This is a genomic window from Mesorhizobium sp. IMUNJ 23232, assembly GCF_044326205.1.
Classification (GTDB): domain Bacteria; phylum Pseudomonadota; class Alphaproteobacteria; order Rhizobiales; family Rhizobiaceae; genus Kumtagia.
Window position 1 is genome coordinate 20,927 of the sequence record NZ_JBIRCY010000008.1, and the last position, 16,582, is coordinate 37,508.

Here is a 16,582-nt window from a genome sequence, read left to right on the forward strand (position 1 = left end):
CGGAGCGCCGTCCCGCAAGCGCTCCGCCCACGAGGCCTCGATGTCCGCCACCGTCTCTCCGCTCGCCCCGAAAAAATACCCGAAGATGCCGGCTGTCGAGGGCGTGCGCATCGCGACCGCCGAGGCGGGAATCAAGTACAAGGGCCGCACCGACCTGCTCGCCATGGTTTTCGACGAAGGCACCACGGCGGCGGGCGTGTTCACGCGATCGAAATGCCCGTCCGCGCCGGTGGATTTCTGCCGGCAGAACCTCTCCGGGGGCAAGGCGCGGGTGCTGGTGGTCAATTCCGGCAACGCCAACGCCTTCACCGGCAAGAAGGGCCGCGAGACGACTCGGATGACCGGCGAGGCCGCCGCCAAGGCCGCCGGCGCGTCGGCTGGCGAAGTGTTCCTTGCCTCGACTGGCGTGATCGGCGAGCCGCTCGATGCCGGCCGGTTCTCGCATTTGCTCGCCGACATGGCCAAGGAGGCAAAACCCGACCGCTGGACGGAAGCGGCAAAAGCGATCATGACCACGGATACCTATCCGAAACTCGCCACCGCGACGGTAAAGATCGGCGGCGCCGACGTCGTCATCAACGGCATCGCCAAGGGCGCGGGCATGATCGCACCCGACATGGCGACGATGCTCTCCTTCGTGGCGACGGACGCACCGATCGATGCACCCGTGCTGCAGGCGCTGTTGTCTAAGGGCGTTGGTTCGACCTTCAACGCCGTCACCGTCGACAGCGACACCTCGACCAGCGACACGCTGATGCTGTTTGCAACAGGAGTGGCGGAAAAGCGTGGCGCGCCGCGCATCATGGAAGTGGGCGACGCCCGGCTCGGCCAGTTCAGGCGGGCGCTGAACCGCGTGCTGAAGCAGCTCGCGCTGCAGGTGGTGCGCGACGGCGAGGGCGCGCGCAAGCAGGTGGAAGTGACGGTGACCGGCGCGAAATCGGCGCGCTCGGCCAAGCGCATAGCGCTGTCGATCGCCAATTCGCCGCTGGTCAAGACCGCAGTGGCCGGCGAGGACGCCAATTGGGGCCGCGTTGTCATGGCCGTCGGCAAGGCCGGCGAGCCCGCCGACCGCGACCGGCTGGCGATCTGGTTCGGCGACAGCCGTCTGGCCTTCGAGGGCGAGCGCGACCCGGCCTATTCGGAAGCCGCGACCTCGGCCTATATGAAACGTGACGACATCGCGATCCGTGTCGACATCGGGCTGGGACGCGGCAAGGCGACGGTCTGGACCTGCGACCTCACCAAGGAATATGTCGCGATCAATGGCGACTACAGAAGCTGAGACCGAGGCGATGGGCATCGTCCCCATGCCGGAACTGATGACGGTGCGCCGCTTCGAGGCGGCGGGGTTTCGCGCCTGGCCGGCCGGTTCGGTGCACTACGACGGCGCCTGGGCAATAAGGCTGACCAACGGCCATCCGGCCAAGCGGCTGAACTCCGTCAATCCGCTCGACCCCGGCGATACGTCGGACATCGAGGCCCGGCTGGAACGCGCCTCCTGGCGGTTCGGCGCGGCGGGGCGACCGCTGACGATGCGGCTTTCGCCGCTGGCTGCCAGCGCGATCTCGGACCATCTCGACCGCCTGCACTGGTCGCGTTTCGACGAATCCCTGGTGATGCGGCTGCCGCTCAGCGAGGCGGCAGTGGACGAGGCGATGGACCAGATACCGATGAAGGATGTCGGCCGTTTCGTTGGTGCTGCGGTCGCCGTGCGCGGCCAGGATGCGGCGTTGGGGCAGGGGCTGGCTGGTGTCATCGAGGCCGTGGAGCCCGAAGCCGGGCTATTCGTGCTGGAACAGGACAACAAGCCGCTGGCGACGGCGGTGTGCGTGCATGATGGCGATCTGGCGGGGCTGTTCGAGATTGCGACAGCGGCGGCGGAGCGTGGCAAGGGCCATGGAAGACGGATCGTGCTTTCGGCGCTGAAATGGGCGCGGCTGCGCGGCGCGCATACGGCGTGGCTGCAGGTGGAAGCCGGCAATGCGCCGGCGCGAAAACTCTACGAGAGCATCGGGTTCCGCGAACTTTATCGGTATCATTATCGGCAGCCGTCGGAAGCGCAGTCTTGAGCGCGACGGAAGCGAAGCCGGGAAAACCCATCCTGCTGGTGTCGGCCTGCGCGCTGGTGGACGCCGACGGCCGCGTGCTGCTGTCGCAGCGGCCGGAAGGCAAGTCGCTCGCCGGACTGTGGGAATTCCCCGGCGGCAAGGTCGAACCCGGCGAGACGCCCGAGGAAACGCTGATCCGCGAATTGCAGGAGGAGATCGGCGTCGAGACGCAGACCGCCTGCCTGGCGCCGCTGACCTTCGCCAGCCACACCTACGAGACGTTCCACCTTCTGATGCCGCTGTTTGTCTGCCGGCGCTTTTCCGGCATCCCTCGGCCAAGGGAAGGGCAGGTGCTGAAATGGGTGCGGCCGAAAAACATGCGCGACTATCCGATGCCGCCGGCCGACTACCCGCTGATACCGTTCCTCGTCGACCTGCTTTGAACCCACGGAGCGGTGGCGGGCCGGATTAAGAAAAAGTTTATTCGAATGTGAGCGAATGAGGGTCGCAATCGGCGTCGGGCAGGCCGATTCGGCAGGCGGGCAGGGCGAAGCATGGCTTGGGACGATCGGGATTTCGACGATATCCATCGCGGCCGCTCAAGGCTGGAGGCGGCGGGCGGCGGCGCGTTGCGCATCGCCCTGCTTTTCGGCTCCGCCGCCGTGGCGCTCGCCCTCGTCGTCTCGCAGATCCTCGACAACCGGTTGGGCGGCCGCGTCGCGCAAGGCGACATGTCTCCCGGCATCGACCTGATGTCGACCGGCTCGATCGGCTACAACGGCACCTATACGATCCGCAAGAGCGTGCTGCAGCCGACGCCGACTTCCGTCTGCATCCTGCGCGACAACGGAACGCGCAGCGGCGATTGCTGAGCTGCAAGCTTCGCGCAAGCGATCGCCGCAAATTTGCGGCGGCATTTCATCGGGCATTAATGCTGCGGCGTTAACCTTCCTTAATCTCTTGCCTCTAGGGTAAAAGGCAGAGGGCAGGGCCGATGAACAAGATGATCCGTCGATTTCTGAAGGATGAAGATGGCGCCACCGCCATCGAATACGGCCTGATCATCGCACTCATCTCTCTCGCCATCGTCGCCGGCGTTGGTAGCCTCGCCGATCAGCTTGAGTTCCTCTGGGGCAGCAACGAAGGTGAGATCAGCAAGGGATTGAACTTTCACTGAGTGTCGCCGGATTTCCACGCAGATTTTCGAGACGGGTCGTCAGCCGCCGCGCAGCGCCTCGGCCAGCGAGACCTTTGCCGAGCCCGGCTTCAGCGGCTTCTGCTGCGTCGGCGAAGGCGCCCAGCCCGACATCCAGACGATCGAGAAGGTTGCCCTGATCCTGCCGTCCGGATCGGAGAATCGTTCGGCATAGATCTGCGCGGCGCGCAGGAACAAAGCGCGTGTCGCCGGACGACGGGAGCGGGCGGCGAGCGTGTTGGTGGCGCCCATCGCCCGGAGATCGCGCATCAGGGCGAACATGTCGGCATAGCGCACGGTGACGGTCTCGACGTCAGCCACCGGCAGCGCAAAGCCGGCCCGCTGCAGCAGCGCGCCGACATCGCGGACATCGGCGAAAGGATATACGCGCGGGCTGGCGCCCCCATGAATCTCGCTTTCGGCAGCAAGCAGGCTTTCGCGCAGTTCGGCGAGCGTGCCGCCGCCGGCCATAGCGCCGAGGAACAGCCCATCAGGCCGCAAGGCGCGGCGGATCTGGATCAGCAGGCCCGGTATATCGTTGGCCTCCTGCAGCGACAGCAGCGAGACGGCGAGGTCGAGGCTTTCGGGCTCGAGCGGAACCGTCTCGGCCGGCGCCAGTCTACCGTCGCCGCCATCGAGGAAGGCGCTGTCGGCCTCGATCCTGGTGATCGTATCGGCCTTGCCGCTCGTGGTAATGACTTCGCGGGCATCCGGGGTGACGCATAACATCGCGGCCGCGTGGGGGAAACGGCGCTCGACCGTGGCAAGACGGTCGGCAAGGTCTTCGGCAATGCGCCGCATCAGGAAATCGGCGCCGGCAACCGGGTGGGCCAGCGCACGGCGCTTGTGCTGCAAAGACAGGTGTGTGTCGAAAATCGGCTGCATGGTCTCGATTGCACCACACGCGACGGCTTCGCGCGGTTCTGCTATTTTCCCGCTCGGGGAACCCTTCACATGGCGGATTGGGGCGCTGATATCAAGGAATTCGCGGCGACGGCGCTGAAGATGCCGGCGCGCATACTGTTTCCGCCCGTCTGCGCCGGCTGCGGGCGGCAGGTCAGCCAGCCGGGCTCGCTGTGCGGCGTCTGCTGGCCGAAGCTGCGTCTGCTCGACCGTCCTTGGTGCCCGGTGATGGGCACGCCGTTCACCCACGACATGGGCGAGAATTTCCTTTCGGCGGAGGCCATTGCCAACCCGCCGCCATTTGCGCGGGCGCGCGCGGCCGTTGCTTACACCGGCGTGGCGCGGCAGATGGTCCAGCGGCTGAAATACAACGACCGCACAGACCTCGCGCCATGGATGGCTGAATGGATGGTGCGGGCCGGCTTCGAACTGTTTCCCGACGCCGACCTGATCGTCCCGGTGCCGCTGCACCGCTGGCGCTTTTTCCGCAGGCGCTTCAACCAGTCGGCGGAACTGGCGCGCACCGTCAGCCGCATGACCGGCGTGCCGTTCGATCCGGTTGCCGTGCGCCGCGTCAAGATGACAAGCCAACAGGTCGGGCTTGGGCACAAGGAGCGTGAGGAGAATGTGCGCGCCGCCTTCGCCGTGCCGGCTGCGGCGAAGGCCAGGCTGCGCGGCAGGCGCGTGTTGTTGATCGACGATGTCTATACGACGGGAGCAACGGTGTCGGCGGTGACGCAGGCGCTGCTCAAGGGCGGCGCCTCGGCGGTCGACGTGCTCACCTTCGCGCGGGTTCTGCCGGGGGACTTCCTGCCGGAAGAGTGAGCGACTATATAAACTTGATCACAGAGGCATGACGGCATGGCCGACGTCACCATCTATACACGCATGATGTGCGGATACTGCGCCGCGGCGAAGAGCCTGCTGGAGCGCAAGGGTGTCGCCTATACGGAACACGACGCCAGCTTTGCGCCGGAACTGCGCTCCGAGATGATTTCGCGGGCCCATGGCCGTTCCACCTTTCCGCAGATCTTCGTCGGCGACGTGCATGTCGGCGGCTGCGACGATCTCTATGCGCTGGACGCGCAGGGCCGGCTCGATGGTCTGCTTGCGACCGGCACATTGAACTGAGGAGATTTTTGATGAGCATCTTCAAGGCCGCCGCGATCCAGATGCGGTCGGGCACCGAGCCCCGCCGCAACGCCGCCGACATGGAAGCGATGGTGCGCGAAGCCGCCGCGCAGGGCGCTACCTATGTGCAGACGCCCGAAATGACCGGCGCGCTGGTGCGCGACAAGGACGCACGGGCAAGCGCCTTCACTACCGAGGAGAAGGACGTGGTGGTCGCGACGGCTGCGCGGCTGGCCTCCGAACTCGGCATCTATCTGCATATCGGCTCGACGGCGATCCTGCGCACCGACGGAAAACTCGCCAACCGCGCGCTGCTGTTCGGCCCCGACGGGTCGCTGCTCGCCTCCTATGACAAGATCCACATGTTCGACGTTGATCTCGACAATGGCGAGAGTTGGCGCGAATCCGCGGCCTATGAGGCCGGCGCGGGGGCGACGGTGGCCGACCTCGCCATCGCCCGGCTGGGTTTTGCAATCTGCTACGATCTGCGTTTCCCGCAGCTTTTCCGGGCCGAAGCGCTTGCCGGCGCCGATGTGCTGACCGTTCCGGCCGCCTTCACGCGCCAGACCGGCGAGGCGCACTGGCATATCCTGCTGCGTGCCCGCGCCATCGAGAACGGCGCCTTCGTCATCGCCGCCGCTCAAGGCGGCAAGCATGAGGACGGCCGCGAGACTTATGGCCATTCGCTGATCGTCGATCCGTGGGGCAAGGTGATCGCGGAGGCCGACCATGACGAGCCCGGCATCGTGATTGCCGAGATCGACACGGCGCTTTCGGCGCAGGCGCGCAAAAAAATCCCCAATCTGAAGAACGCGCGCGAGTTTGCCGTCAACCATGTGGCGCGGCCGGAGCCCGCGCTGCGGGGAGCCGCATCTTGATCCGTTTTTCCCTGCATTGCGACCACGAGCACGAATTCGAAGCGTGGTTCCGCAACAATGACGACTTCGACACCCAGAAGAAGCGCGGTTTCGTTGAATGCCCTGCATGCGGCTCGAAGAAGGTCGAGAAGGCGCTGATGGCGCCGTCCGTCTCAACGGGCCGCAAAAAGGAAAAGATCGCGCTGGCCATGGGCGAGGCGCAGAAGCAGGCGATGGCGCAGTTGAAGGCGCTGTCGGAAAAGATGCGCGAGAACGCCGACTATGTCGGCGACAAGTTCGCCGACGAAGCACGAAAGATCCATTTCGGCGAGACCGAGGCGCGCGGCATCTATGGCGAGGCGACGCCCGAGGAGGCCAAGGGCCTGCTCGACGATGGCGTCGAGTTCATGCCGATCCCGGTTTTTCCCGACGATCGGAATTAGGACTTGGCTGCCAGCACCGCTCCTTCCGATTTCAAGCCCGCGTCAACGCCTCACGCTTCCTGATTGCCGGTGGCGCCGCGTTGCGCCAGGCCATCAGGCAGGCGCTGTGCAGCGTGGTCTCGTCCGCAGCCGACAAAGTCACTTCCGTCCAGCCCTGCCGGCCCCAGCCACCCTTGATCGGGCGGAAGATGTCCGGCTCCGCCTCAGTCAGCATCGCCTGCTCCTCCGGCGTCAGCTTCAGCACTGCTTGGCCGCCGGGCGGCAGGCTGGCGAAGATGCGATTGCGCACGCGAAAATCCGGCTTGCTGAAATGTGATTTCTCCTCGGCTTCGGGCAGGGCGAGCGCGATGCGGCGGAAGTCGTCGGCTGTCATGATCCTGTCCCGAGCGCGGTTTGCGTCATGTCGAGCGCCATCATGCCGTCATCGGTCACGCCCGTCTTGAACATTTGCAACCTGCCGCGAGACGGGACCTGCGTCGCTCGTTCGCTCGCCGTGGCTTATGTGCCCGTCGAAGACGACGCGACGCTTTGTGTTGCGCCCGCGAAGGCCTTTTGTAACCGTCTCGGAGACCCGGCGCCTGCCCACCGCCGGCAAAGGCGCTTTCGCACCTGGAATTGACGATTGGCTTTATCTGCATGCACTTGTATTGATGTGACCGATACTTTTAACAAAAATAGTATTTCTTAAGGCTCATCCGGAAGACATAGTTCTGAATTGCAGCCTATCGTAACTGGCCCAAGTCATATATTGCAACTGGACCTATCTCGGGCAATGTTCCTTCCCTCGCCAAGGGTGTAATTTGCGACCTTCCACATATTTTGTGTGGTAATCAGCATAAAATCGGTGCTCGAATCCCAGCGTCCACTGCCGGGCGGGCAAGAGCCGTAGCAAGGAAAGAACGACTATGCCACTCGGTCAGATGGACGTGCTGACAGCGGTCGGGGATTCGGTCCTCAACAAGATGGATTTCTCCGTCGACGGGCTTCACATCCGCGGCGAGGCCTACCGCAAGATTTTCGAACTCATCCGCGACGACCAGATCCTGGTCGAGACCGGGGACGATGAGGGGCTCGCATCCTACGACTCCGATACGGATACGCTCACGACGCAGAAGGCCGATTCGCCGCCGGACCTCTTCAACAGATCGATCCTGATCCACGAATGCACCCATGCCATCAAGGACATGGAATATGTGCAGATGACGGCCAAGGCCAACGAGTCGGCCGCCTATCTGGCGCAGGCTGTATATCTCCTGCTGAGCAATTCGAACCCGACGATTCCCGCCGGCTGGGGCGTCGTCAAGATGGCGATCGGGCTCGCGAAACAATTCAAGCTGGACAGCGATCCGGGTTCGGGCCTCCGAATCTCCTATGAACAGATCGTGCCGCTGGTGAGGCGGCTCGACGAGCATCCCGGCTACCATTCCGAACAGGCCCGCATAGCTTTGGCCAACGGCATCTCCGCCAAGGCGCCGAAACATCTTCGCGTCGAGGGATCGCCGGATCGGATCGGCCCCAGCACGGCCACCGCCACGATCGGCTTCCGGGTTCCGAACGAAGAACTGTTCGGCTTCGACAGTTTCCGGCTCAAGCCGGGCGCGGAGCAGAGGCTGCGGGAGGCGGCCGCCTACATCAAGCAAAGGCTCCAGCCCGACCACAAGATCTACATCACCGGCCACACCGACAATGTCGGCGGCGGCGGCTACAACAAGCGTCTCTCCCGCCAGCGCGCCCAGGCGGTCGCAGACTTTTTCGTCAGGGAAAAACTGTTCGACGCTTCGCTGCTCAGGCCGGGCGGCGATGGCGAGGACCATCCGGTCGCCGACAACGGCACGCCCGAAGGGCGGGCCCTCAACCGGCGGGTGGTCATCGAGGCGATGTAGGAGCAGACAATCCCGCGGTCAGGCCACCGATGGCTTTTCCGCCATCACCATGTAGTTGACGTCCATGTCCTTCGACCGCTGCCAGCGGTCGGCGAGCGGGTGGTAGATGACGCCCGTGCGGTCGACGATCGTCATGCCCGCCTCGGAGAGCGCCTTTTCTAGCTCGTCGGGGCGCACCAGCCGGCCGTACTGGTGGGTGCCGCGCGGCAGCCAGCGCAGCACGTATTCGGCGCCGATGATCGCCAGGCCCAGCGCCTTCAGCGTCCGGTTGATGGTGGCGACAAACATGATGCCGCCCGGCCTCACCATTTCGGCGCAGCGCGAGAGGTAAAGGCCGACATCCGAAACATGCTCGACCACCTCCATGTTAAGAATCACGTCAAATTTTTCGCCTGCATCGGCGAGATCCTCGGCGGGCACGGCGCGATAGTCGATTGTCACCCCTGATTCGGCCGCATGCAGCTTCGCCACCTCGATGTTGGTGGCCGAAGCGTCGGCGCCCACCATCTCGGCGCCCAGCCGCGCCATCGGCTCGCACAAGAGGCCGCCGCCGCAGCCGATGTCGAGGAAGCGCAGGCCCTCGAATGGCCGCGCTGCGTGGATGTCGCGGCCGAATCGCGCCGCCACCTGGTCGCGGATATAGGAAAGACGCACCGGATTGAACTTGTGCAGCGGCCGGAATTTGCCGTTCGGGTTCCACCATTCGGCGGAAAGCGCGGAGAAGCGTTCGACTTCTCCCGCGTCGATCGTCGATCGTCGGGGCTCTGGCATCGCGGTGGTCTCCCTTGCGCTACAGGAAGTCGGGCGTGTGCGCGGGAAAGTCAAGCCGTCGCCTTGATGCCGCCGCAAGGGCGATGCGTCGGGCTTGAGCCGACAAATCTTGGCCTGGCGGCCTTCTGCGGCGATAGCGGGCTTGCGAACCGGGGGCTTTCCCGGCATTTGACGGGTGAAGCCGACGGAGAAACGGTACAGAGCCGCAAGACGAGGGACACGGTTTGCATCAAGACGTCACGCTGATCTCCACGATAGCCGTGTGCTTCGTGCTCGCCTCGATCTTCGGCTATGGCGCCGACCGCCTGAGGCTGCCGCCGCTGGTCGGCTATCTCGTCGCCGGCGTCATGATCGGTCCGTTCACGCCGGGGCTCGTCGCCGACGGGGCGCTTGCCCAGCAACTCGCCGAAATGGGCGTCATCCTGTTGATGTTCGGCGTCGGCCTGCATTTTTCCGCCCAGGACCTTCTCGCGGTCCGCGGCGTCGCCATTCCGGGCGCGATCGGTCAGATCGTGCTTGCCACATTGCTCGGTGTCGGCCTCGCCTCGATCTGGGGCTGGAGCCTCGGCGCCGGCATTGTGTTGGGCCTCAGCCTGTCGGTGGCGAGCACCGTGGTGCTGCTCAAGGCGCTGGAGGAGCGTAATCTCCTCAACACGCCAAGCGGGCGCGTGGCGGTCGGCTGGCTGATCGTCGAGGATCTTGCCATGGTGCTGGCGCTGGTCCTGCTGCCGGCGCTGGCGGAGATGCTGGGTGCCGACACAGGCGCGGTCCATGGGGCGGAGGCCGGCGGGTCGTCGCTGGCGCTGACGCTGGCGATCACGCTGGCCAAGGTCGCGGTGTTCGCGGCATTGGCAATCTTCCTCGGTCCGAAGGTCGTGCCCTGGGTGCTGACCAAGGTGGCGCGCACGGGTTCGCGTGAACTCTTCACGCTCTCGGTGCTGGCGCTGGCCGTCGGCATCGCCTACGGCTCGGCGCAGGTGTTCGGCGTGTCCTTTGCGCTTGGCGCATTTTTTGCTGGCCTCGTGCTCGGCGAATCGCATCTCAGCCATAAGGCGGCTGCGGAATCCCTGCCGTTGCAGGACGCCTTCTCTGTGCTGTTCTTCGTGTCCGTCGGCATGCTGTTCGATCCGTCGGTCATCGTCGAGGACCCGCTCGACGTGCTCGGCGTGCTGGCGCTGATCATGATCGGCAAGTCGGTGATCGGGTTCCTGATCGTCATCCTGCTGCGTTACCCGGTCAGCATGGGCCTGATGGTGGCCGGCAGCCTGGCGCAGATCGGCGAATTCTCGTTCATCCTCGCTGCGCTCGGCCTCGGCCTCGGCCTGATGCCGACCGAGGGGCGGGACCTGATCCTTGCGGGCGCCCTGCTATCGATCACGCTCAATCCGCTTGTCTTCTATGCCACCGGCGAATTGCAGAAATGGGTGCGGGTCCGCTGGCCCAGCGTGACCGCAAGCTATGGACGGGCCAATCACGACGTGCTGGTCAAGGAACTTGGCCGGATCCGGGCCATGCAGGAGGCGCGCGACGAGGCGCGGCATGTGAAGATCCAGGAACTGCTGACGACCTTCCCGCTGCTGTCGCTGGTGCCGCCCGACGACCAGGAGGAACTGCTGCTGCTGTTCAGGCCGGCATCCGCCTCGCCCGGCGAGCGGGTGATCCGCACCGGCGACCGGGCCGACGGCATGTATTTCATCTCCTCCGGCGCGGTCGAGGTGCGGGTCGGCGGACGCTCGATCCACCTCGAGGCCGGTTCGTTCTTCGGCGAGATGGCGCTGCTCAGCGGCTCCCGGCGCACCGCCGACGTGATCGCCGTCGACTTCTGCGAATTCCAGTTCCTGGAGCGGCGCGACTTCACGCAGTTCATGGCAAGGCACCCCGAATTGCGCGCCGCCGTTGACAAGATGGCGCATGAGCGAATCGAGGCGAACCGGGCCGCCAGCGCCGAGGCCGAGGAGAACGGCGCGGAAACCGCGAAATAGGCCGCGCCGGCATCAAGCTTTGGCCGAAGCATGCCTGCGGCGATGCTTCGGCCAGGGGCAGGGGAGCTTCCTGCCCTAAGGTCAGATCACCACGAAGTCGGCCGCCGTCAGATCCGCCAGATTGGCGAAGCTGGCGAACTTGACGTTGCCGAAAGCGTCACCCGAGCCGTCGGCATCATAGTAGAGAATGCCGGTGTCGGAATTGTAGATGATCCGGTCGTTCGCATCCTTCGGGTCGTCGGCGATGTCCTTGAAGGCGGAGGCCGCGAGTGCGCCGGTCGTCAGCGCCGTGAAGACCACGTTGTCGAGCTGTACCCTGTCGGCGGCGACGTTGAAGTCGGCGATCGCATCGACATTGCTGCTGTCGTCCAGCTCGGTGTTGAAGACAAAATCGTCCTTGCCCGCTCCTCCCGTCAACCTGTCGTTGCCACCATAACCCTTGATCGTGTCGTAGCCGATGCCGCCGTCAATCCGGTTGCCGCCATTCGAGCCGTTCAGGGTGTCACTAAAGTCTGAGCCGACCAGGCTCATGATCGAATTATAAGTGTCGCCGGCCGCGTCGCCGGTATTGATTGAGGAGTTGGCCAGGCTGGCGACCACGCCAGCGGTGGCGCCGAAATACGACGCCGTGTCCGATCCGCTTCCCCCGCTCAGATAATCGGCACCGGCGCCGCCGATCAGCGTGTCGTTGCCGTTCTGGCCGAAGAGCTTGTCGTTGCCGGCATAACCCTTGATCACGTCATCGCCGTTAATGCCGCGAATATCGTTGCTGCCGTTGCTGCCGTTCAGCGCATCGCCGAAGCGCGAACCGATCAGGTTCTCGACGGAGTTATAGGTGTCGCCGTTGGCATCCCCGTTGTTGATGGCGGCGTTGGCCAGGCTGGCGACCACGCCGACAGTGGCATTCGCATAGGATGCAGTGTCGTTGCCCGATCCGCCGTTGAGCGCGTCGCTGCCGCCATTGCCATAGAGCGTATCGTTGCCGCTAAGGCCAAAGATTTGATCGTTGCCTGCTACGCCCTGAAGCGTCTCGGAAGCGGCTGTGCCATAGATGGGCAGCAAAGCCACATCCCACGGCGTATCGATGTCGAGTCCGGCCATGCGCGCTTCGATCGTGAGATTGGTCGGATCGATCACGCCGGTGAGGTCGCGGTCGGCGACGAAGGGCACGAAACCCGCGTTGAGCGCGTTCGTCACGAACGCCTCCTGCTTGGCGTCCTGCGTCGGATACGACGTTGCAAGCACGAATTTGCCTGCGTTGATCGCGTTCTGCAGGAACTCCAGGTCTCCGCTCGTCCAGGACGAAGTGTTGTTATCGTTGTACCAAAGGTCCTCTACGCCGACGCCGTCGATGGCATTGAGATATGCGGTGTTCGGCGCGTCCGGGTTCGATTCGTTTGCCGCGAGCAATCCGACCGCGTTTTGCGGAATCACTTTGAAATTCGGATCGATCGCCTTGGCGTACTCAGACAACGCGATCACGAAATCGATCATCTCCTGGCGGATATCCGACCCGGAATAGGCCGCGCGCACTTGCGCGACCTCGTATGCATCGACGATGTCGAGATACATGCCGTTATAGCCGAGGGCGATCGCTTCATCGACACGTTCGAACATGATCGACTGCCACGCCGGATCCCAGAATTTCACCGAGAAATTGCCGGCCCAATCGGGATTTTCGCCGAGCACGAACGACGGTTTGTTCTGGTCCCAATTCCCGTCGGTCCAGTAGTCGCGATAGTCCTCGGCTTCGCCGATGCTCAGATAGGTGAAGAGGGTTTTGCCCTGGCCTTGCAGCGTCTGGACCTGCGACGCGCTGAGGCCGGATTCGTCCATGTCGATGACGGCAGCCCGGTACGATTGCGCCGACAACGACGAGAAACTGGTGTTCTGCAATTGATAGAGAAATGGAAGGGTCATGAGTCTGCCTTATTTTGCACAGCCCCGACTCGCCCAGATCAAGGCTTATGTCGGCGCGGTCCGCCCAGTCAAGCTCGCTCCGATTGCAAGTAATGCCGCGAATTCACGCATGCGGCGACATGGGGTGGCCGGCGAATTGCGCTTCGACGGCTCCAATCTTCTTGGCAATCTGAACGGCGACAGGTCCATCGACTTCCAGATTTTGCTGGCCGGGTCTCCGATGCTCACCGTCGACGATCTTGTGCTGTAGCGGTTGCCGCTACCGGGGCTGGCCTGTGCCGGGGGGAGTGGGGCCGGTCCCGGTTTTTTTGCCTGCGGGGGCGACAGGGATCGGCCGAAGCATCACTTGCGGCGATGCTTCGGCCGGCAGGCAGGGGAGCTTCCTGCCCTGAGGTCAGATCACCACGAAGTCGGCCGCCGTCAGATCGGTCAGATTGGCGAAGCTGGCGAACTTGACGTTGCCGAAAGCATCGCCCGAGCCGTCGGCATCGTAATAGAGATTGCCGGTGTCGGAGTTGTAGATGATCCGGTCGCTGGCATCCTTCACGCTGTTGGCGATGTCCTTGAACGCCGAGGCGGCAAGCGTGCCGATCGCGGACAGCGCGCTGAAGAAGGCGCTGTCGAGGTCAATCGTCTCGGCCGTGGCGCTGAAGTCGACGATCGTGTCGACATTGGCGACCGCATCCAGCGCAGCGCTGAACACAAAAATGTCGCCGCCCGCGCCGCCGGTTAGTATGTCGTTGCCGGCGCCGCCGGTGATGACATTGGCGCCGCTGTTGCCGGTGAGCGTATCGTCGAAGCCGGAGCCGGACAGGTTCTCGATCGAATTGTAGGTGTCGCCGGCTGCATCCCCGCTGTTGATGGCGGGGTTGGCGAGGCTGACGGCGACCCCTGCCGTCGCGCCGAAATAGGACGCGGTGTCGGTGCCCGTTCCGCCGCTCAGATAGTCTGCGCCGCTGCCGCCGATCAGCGTGTCGTTGCCCTCGCCGCCGGCCAGCACGTCATCATCGCCATAACCCTTGATGATGTCGCTTCCCAGGCCGCCATTGATGGCGTTTGCTTCGTCGCTGCCGTTCAGGGCGTCATCGAAGCTCGAACCGACGAGGCTCTCGATCGAAATATAGGCATCGCCGTCGGCATCCCCGCTGTTGATCGAAGCGTTGGCGAGGCTGGCGATCACACCGGTGGCGGCATGCTCATAGGATGCGGCGTCCTTGCCGATACCGCCGGTCAGCAGGTCGAGGCCGCCGGCGCCCTCGAGCGTGTCGGCTCCGGCGTCGCCGAACAGTTCGTTGTAGAATTCGTTGCCGGTGATGACATTGTCGAGCGTGTTGCCCGTGCCATAGACGGCGCCGCCTTCGAGCGCGAGGTTCTCGACATAGTTGCCGAGAATGTAGCTGACCGTCGAATGAACGGTGTCGATCTCGGGCGTCGAGGACTCGAGCACCTGGTCGCTAAAATTGTCGACATAGTAGGTGTCGGCGCCCTGGCCGCCGCGCAGGATGTCGGCGCCGGCGCCGCCGTCAAGAATGTTGTCGCCGAGATTGCCGTTGATCTCGTTCGCGGCGCCGTTCCCGGTGCCGCTCACCGCTCCGCCCTGCAAGGTCAGCACTTCGACCTTGTAGGGCAGCGTATAGCTGCTGGCGGTCGAATAGACCTTGTCGTGGCCGTTGATGATGCTGGTTTCCTCGATGAAGTCATTGATGTTGTCGACGTAATAATTGTCGTCGCCCGCGCCGCCGAACATCCGGTCCGCGCCCTGGCCGCCATCGAGCCGGTCGTTGCCGGACATGCCGTAGAGCTGGTCGATGTCGCCATTGCCGTAGAGATTGTTGCCCACGGCGTTCCCCTGGATGTAGTCCTGGCCCGAGCCGCCCTTGGCGTGTTCGATGACAGCGCCATAGGCGATGGCGACGTTGCCGGTCAGACCGAGGATCGAGGAGTACGCGCCCTCACCGAGGTTGATGTACTGGGTGTCGTAGTAGAAATGCGTGTCGATCGTGTCCGTGCCGCCGCCGTCCCATATGGCGAAGATCGGATGATCGTTCAGGTTGAAGTCGTAGACCTCGCGCCCGGCATTGCTGTTGAAGCCGTAGGTCGTGTTGCCGGCGCGGGTCGTATAGTCGGCCCCGTATTTGGCCTGGATCGCCGCGATGTCGTAGAGCATCGGCGTCGAGGAGTAGAAGTCCGTCGAATATTCCTCGTCCTGGGTCCAGGCCTGCTGGCTTTCTCTGTAGGCGCCGAAATAGGACATGATCGTATACTGGCGGTTGTCCTGCGCGAACTCCGCGTCATTCGCGTAGGTGGCGCTGCCGTTGTATTGGCCTGGGTGCGACAGGCCGAGGGCGTGGCCGATCTCGTGCATGTAGGTCTGGAAGCCGTAGCCGCCGAAGAACAGGTCGGCGTCGTCATCCTGGGTTTCCCAGGTCGAGTCGAACCACATCTGCTGGCCGATGATCGTATCCTGGCCGTTGGCGCCATAGTCCAGGATCGGCGAGGCATGCGTGCCGCCCGAGGTGGAAGAGTAGGCGAAGGTGATGTCCGCCGCCGGATCGTTGTTGCTTTCGGTCAGATTGATGGCGATGAGGTCGTCCCAGAGCTCGAAAGCGAGCCGCGCGGAGTTTTGCATCGCCGTGGTCATCGTGACCTGGCCGTTGGCTTCCTGATGGACGGGAAGGTCCGGGTCGTTCGACGGCGCCGTGTCCGGCATCGAATAGGTGACCGTCTGCCCGCTCCAGGTGCGGGTGTGGCCGGCGTCGCCATTGGTCCAGCTCGTGTGCAGTTTTTCGATGATCTGGTCGAGCGTAAGGACCGGCGGCGCCGCTTCGGACGAGCCGCCGGGGCCGGGGGCATTCGGCTCGTTGTTTTCCCCGAATTCATGGTTGTCGTAAGCCATTGTCAAACCTCCAAATTGGCGTGTCCCGGGAAATCGGGTCGATCCGCCTTTGTCGCCCTTATGGTGGCGGCGTGTTTCGGAGCTTTGCCGGGGTCCGGCTCGTTCTGTTAAGAATGTGTCGCCGGCCCGGAATACTGCTCCGGCGTATGAGGATTGCCCGCCACTGCAGGGCGAGGGGTGGCGGTCATCCCGCCGTCACGCCGGCGTCAGGCACGCTTCGCCGGTGGATGGCCCTGCCCATCCGACGTCAGCGGTTGGCAGGACACGAACGTCCCCTAATGTCAGCGGCGGTTTTGTTCTGGACGGAGCGCGAGGGTTGCGACCGGCTTCGATAGGTGTCCGGCAGGACAGCTCGAAGAACGGGCGCCAACCGGAAGGAGGAACCGCAGGCGAAAGTTCATTTTCTCTCGGCAGGGAGGCCATTACAGTCCAGACGCTGGGCCTAAGAGGGGTGCCCGTCCCCCGGCACGTCGCGTTGGATATGAAGGAAAGGTGCCTGTGAAGAGCCGGCCCTTGTCCGCCCCTTGGTCATGCTTGTTGCGCGAATATCCAC

General features: G+C 64.0%; 17 protein-coding genes. 12 read left to right on the top strand and 5 right to left on the bottom strand.

Annotation, left to right across the window (positions count from 1 at the left end; genetic code table 11):
* The first annotated feature begins 40 nt into the window (after window positions 1-40).
* From argJ to ACH196_RS07800, 5 genes are all read left to right on the top strand, one after another.
* The gene (argJ, locus tag ACH196_RS07780) at window positions 41-1,282 is read left to right on the top strand and encodes a bifunctional glutamate N-acetyltransferase/amino-acid acetyltransferase ArgJ (protein ID WP_396646311.1); all 1,242 of its coding nucleotides are present in this window, start codon (window positions 41-43) and stop codon (window positions 1,280-1,282) included.
* Window positions 1,263-2,069, top strand: coding sequence for a GNAT family N-acetyltransferase (locus tag ACH196_RS07785; RefSeq protein WP_396646312.1), 807 nt, complete (start codon window positions 1,263-1,265; stop codon window positions 2,067-2,069). Before argJ ends, ACH196_RS07785 begins: the two co-directional genes overlap by 20 nt.
* Window positions 2,066-2,491, top strand: coding sequence for a (deoxy)nucleoside triphosphate pyrophosphohydrolase (locus ACH196_RS07790; RefSeq protein ID WP_396646313.1), 426 nt, complete (start codon window positions 2,066-2,068; stop codon window positions 2,489-2,491). The genes ACH196_RS07785 and ACH196_RS07790 overlap by 4 nt, the downstream gene beginning before the upstream one ends.
* 111 nt (window positions 2,492-2,602) lie before the next feature.
* A complete protein-coding gene (locus ACH196_RS07795; protein WP_396646314.1) occupies window positions 2,603-2,920 on the top strand; it encodes a hypothetical protein in 318 nt (105 codons plus the stop codon).
* A 122-nt stretch (window positions 2,921-3,042) separates the two neighbouring features.
* Window positions 3,043-3,225, top strand: a complete 183-nt coding sequence (locus ACH196_RS07800) for a Flp family type IVb pilin (RefSeq protein ID WP_396646315.1) — start codon at window positions 3,043-3,045, stop codon at window positions 3,223-3,225.
* Between the two features lie 39 nt (window positions 3,226-3,264).
* On the opposite strand, the gene ACH196_RS07805 is transcribed toward ACH196_RS07800, so the two are convergent.
* On the bottom strand, window positions 3,265-4,128 hold the full coding sequence (locus ACH196_RS07805) for a methyltransferase domain-containing protein (RefSeq protein WP_396646316.1): 864 nt from the start codon (window positions 4,126-4,128) through the stop codon (window positions 3,265-3,267).
* Between the two features lie 69 nt (window positions 4,129-4,197).
* Here ACH196_RS07805 and ACH196_RS07810 point away from each other — a divergent pair, with 69 nt between their 5' ends.
* Genes ACH196_RS07810 through ACH196_RS07825 form a run of 4 tightly spaced genes read left to right on the top strand, consistent with a single transcriptional unit; the run spans window position 4,198 to window position 6,577 of the window.
* Complete coding sequence (locus ACH196_RS07810) at window positions 4,198-4,971, top strand: ComF family protein (RefSeq protein ID WP_396646317.1); 774 nt, start codon at window positions 4,198-4,200, stop codon at window positions 4,969-4,971.
* A gap of 36 nt (window positions 4,972-5,007) precedes the next feature.
* Window positions 5,008-5,277 carry a glutaredoxin 3 gene (grxC, locus tag ACH196_RS07815; RefSeq protein WP_396646318.1) on the top strand — a complete coding sequence of 90 codons (270 nt, stop codon included), beginning with the start codon at window positions 5,008-5,010 and terminating at the stop codon, window positions 5,275-5,277.
* A gap of 11 nt (window positions 5,278-5,288) precedes the next feature.
* Entirely contained in the window at window positions 5,289-6,155 is an 867-nt protein-coding gene (locus tag ACH196_RS07820; protein ID WP_396646319.1) for a carbon-nitrogen hydrolase family protein, read from the top strand.
* Window positions 6,152-6,577 carry a DUF1178 family protein gene (locus ACH196_RS07825; protein WP_396646320.1) on the top strand — a complete coding sequence of 142 codons (426 nt, stop codon included), beginning with the start codon at window positions 6,152-6,154 and terminating at the stop codon, window positions 6,575-6,577. The genes ACH196_RS07820 and ACH196_RS07825 overlap by 4 nt, the downstream gene beginning before the upstream one ends.
* Before the next feature lie 31 nt (window positions 6,578-6,608).
* Here ACH196_RS07825 and ACH196_RS07830 read toward each other — a convergent pair whose 3' ends face one another.
* Complete coding sequence (locus tag ACH196_RS07830; RefSeq protein ID WP_396646321.1) at window positions 6,609-6,950, bottom strand: MmcQ/YjbR family DNA-binding protein; 342 nt, start codon at window positions 6,948-6,950, stop codon at window positions 6,609-6,611.
* A 532-nt stretch (window positions 6,951-7,482) separates the two neighbouring features.
* On the opposite strand from ACH196_RS07830, the gene ACH196_RS07835 reads away from it, so the two are divergent.
* On the top strand, window positions 7,483-8,460 hold the full coding sequence (locus ACH196_RS07835) for an OmpA family protein (RefSeq protein ID WP_396646322.1): 978 nt from the start codon (window positions 7,483-7,485) through the stop codon (window positions 8,458-8,460).
* Between the two features lie 18 nt (window positions 8,461-8,478).
* Here ACH196_RS07835 and ubiG read toward each other — a convergent pair whose 3' ends face one another.
* Window positions 8,479-9,231 (bottom strand): bifunctional 2-polyprenyl-6-hydroxyphenol methylase/3-demethylubiquinol 3-O-methyltransferase UbiG, encoded by a 753-nt coding sequence (gene ubiG / locus ACH196_RS07840; protein ID WP_396646323.1) that lies wholly within the window; start codon window positions 9,229-9,231, stop codon window positions 8,479-8,481.
* A gap of 224 nt (window positions 9,232-9,455) precedes the next feature.
* Here ubiG and ACH196_RS07845 point away from each other — a divergent pair, with 224 nt between their 5' ends.
* Window positions 9,456-11,213 carry a cation:proton antiporter gene (locus ACH196_RS07845; RefSeq protein WP_396646324.1) on the top strand — a complete coding sequence of 586 codons (1,758 nt, stop codon included), beginning with the start codon at window positions 9,456-9,458 and terminating at the stop codon, window positions 11,211-11,213.
* A gap of 81 nt (window positions 11,214-11,294) precedes the next feature.
* On the opposite strand, the gene ACH196_RS07850 is transcribed toward ACH196_RS07845, so the two are convergent.
* Window positions 11,295-13,133, bottom strand: a complete 1,839-nt coding sequence (locus ACH196_RS07850; protein WP_396646325.1) for an MJ1477/TM1410 family putative glycoside hydrolase — start codon at window positions 13,131-13,133, stop codon at window positions 11,295-11,297.
* Between ACH196_RS07850 and ACH196_RS07855 the strand changes: the two genes are divergently transcribed.
* Window positions 13,132-13,383 carry a hypothetical protein gene (locus ACH196_RS07855; protein WP_396646326.1) on the top strand — a complete coding sequence of 84 codons (252 nt, stop codon included), beginning with the start codon at window positions 13,132-13,134 and terminating at the stop codon, window positions 13,381-13,383. The genes ACH196_RS07850 and ACH196_RS07855 overlap by 2 nt on opposite strands.
* A 144-nt stretch (window positions 13,384-13,527) precedes the next feature.
* Here the strand turns inward: ACH196_RS07855 and ACH196_RS07860 are convergent, their stop codons facing one another.
* The gene (locus tag ACH196_RS07860; RefSeq protein ID WP_396646327.1) at window positions 13,528-16,029 is read right to left on the bottom strand and encodes a M10 family metallopeptidase C-terminal domain-containing protein; all 2,502 of its coding nucleotides are present in this window, start codon (window positions 16,027-16,029) and stop codon (window positions 13,528-13,530) included.
* Window positions 16,030-16,582: the final 553 nt, after the last annotated feature.

Excerpts from the sequence above, each read along its gene's own strand:
- ubiG (WP_396646323.1), bottom strand. The coding sequence starts at position 9,231 with ATGCCAGAGCCCCGACGATCGACGATCGACGCGGGAGAAGTCGAACGC.
- grxC (WP_396646318.1), top strand. The coding sequence starts at position 5,008 with ATGGCCGACGTCACCATCTATACACGCATGATGTGCGGATACTGCGCC.
- ACH196_RS07860 (WP_396646327.1), bottom strand. The coding sequence starts at position 16,029 with ATGGCTTACGACAACCATGAATTCGGGGAAAACAACGAGCCGAATGCC.
- ACH196_RS07810 (WP_396646317.1), top strand. The coding sequence starts at position 4,198 with ATGGCGGATTGGGGCGCTGATATCAAGGAATTCGCGGCGACGGCGCTG.
- argJ (WP_396646311.1), top strand. The coding sequence starts at position 41 with ATGTCCGCCACCGTCTCTCCGCTCGCCCCGAAAAAATACCCGAAGATG.
- ACH196_RS07805 (WP_396646316.1), bottom strand. The coding sequence starts at position 4,128 with ATGCAGCCGATTTTCGACACACACCTGTCTTTGCAGCACAAGCGCCGT.
- ACH196_RS07785 (WP_396646312.1), top strand. The coding sequence starts at position 1,263 with ATGGCGACTACAGAAGCTGAGACCGAGGCGATGGGCATCGTCCCCATG.
- ACH196_RS07820 (WP_396646319.1), top strand. The coding sequence starts at position 5,289 with ATGAGCATCTTCAAGGCCGCCGCGATCCAGATGCGGTCGGGCACCGAG.
- ACH196_RS07830 (WP_396646321.1), bottom strand. The coding sequence starts at position 6,950 with ATGACAGCCGACGACTTCCGCCGCATCGCGCTCGCCCTGCCCGAAGCC.
- ACH196_RS07850 (WP_396646325.1), bottom strand. The coding sequence starts at position 13,133 with ATGACCCTTCCATTTCTCTATCAATTGCAGAACACCAGTTTCTCGTCG.
- ACH196_RS07855 (WP_396646326.1), top strand. The coding sequence starts at position 13,132 with ATGAGTCTGCCTTATTTTGCACAGCCCCGACTCGCCCAGATCAAGGCT.
- ACH196_RS07835 (WP_396646322.1), top strand. The coding sequence starts at position 7,483 with ATGCCACTCGGTCAGATGGACGTGCTGACAGCGGTCGGGGATTCGGTC.
- ACH196_RS07800 (WP_396646315.1), top strand. The coding sequence starts at position 3,043 with ATGAACAAGATGATCCGTCGATTTCTGAAGGATGAAGATGGCGCCACC.
- ACH196_RS07795 (WP_396646314.1), top strand. The coding sequence starts at position 2,603 with ATGGCTTGGGACGATCGGGATTTCGACGATATCCATCGCGGCCGCTCA.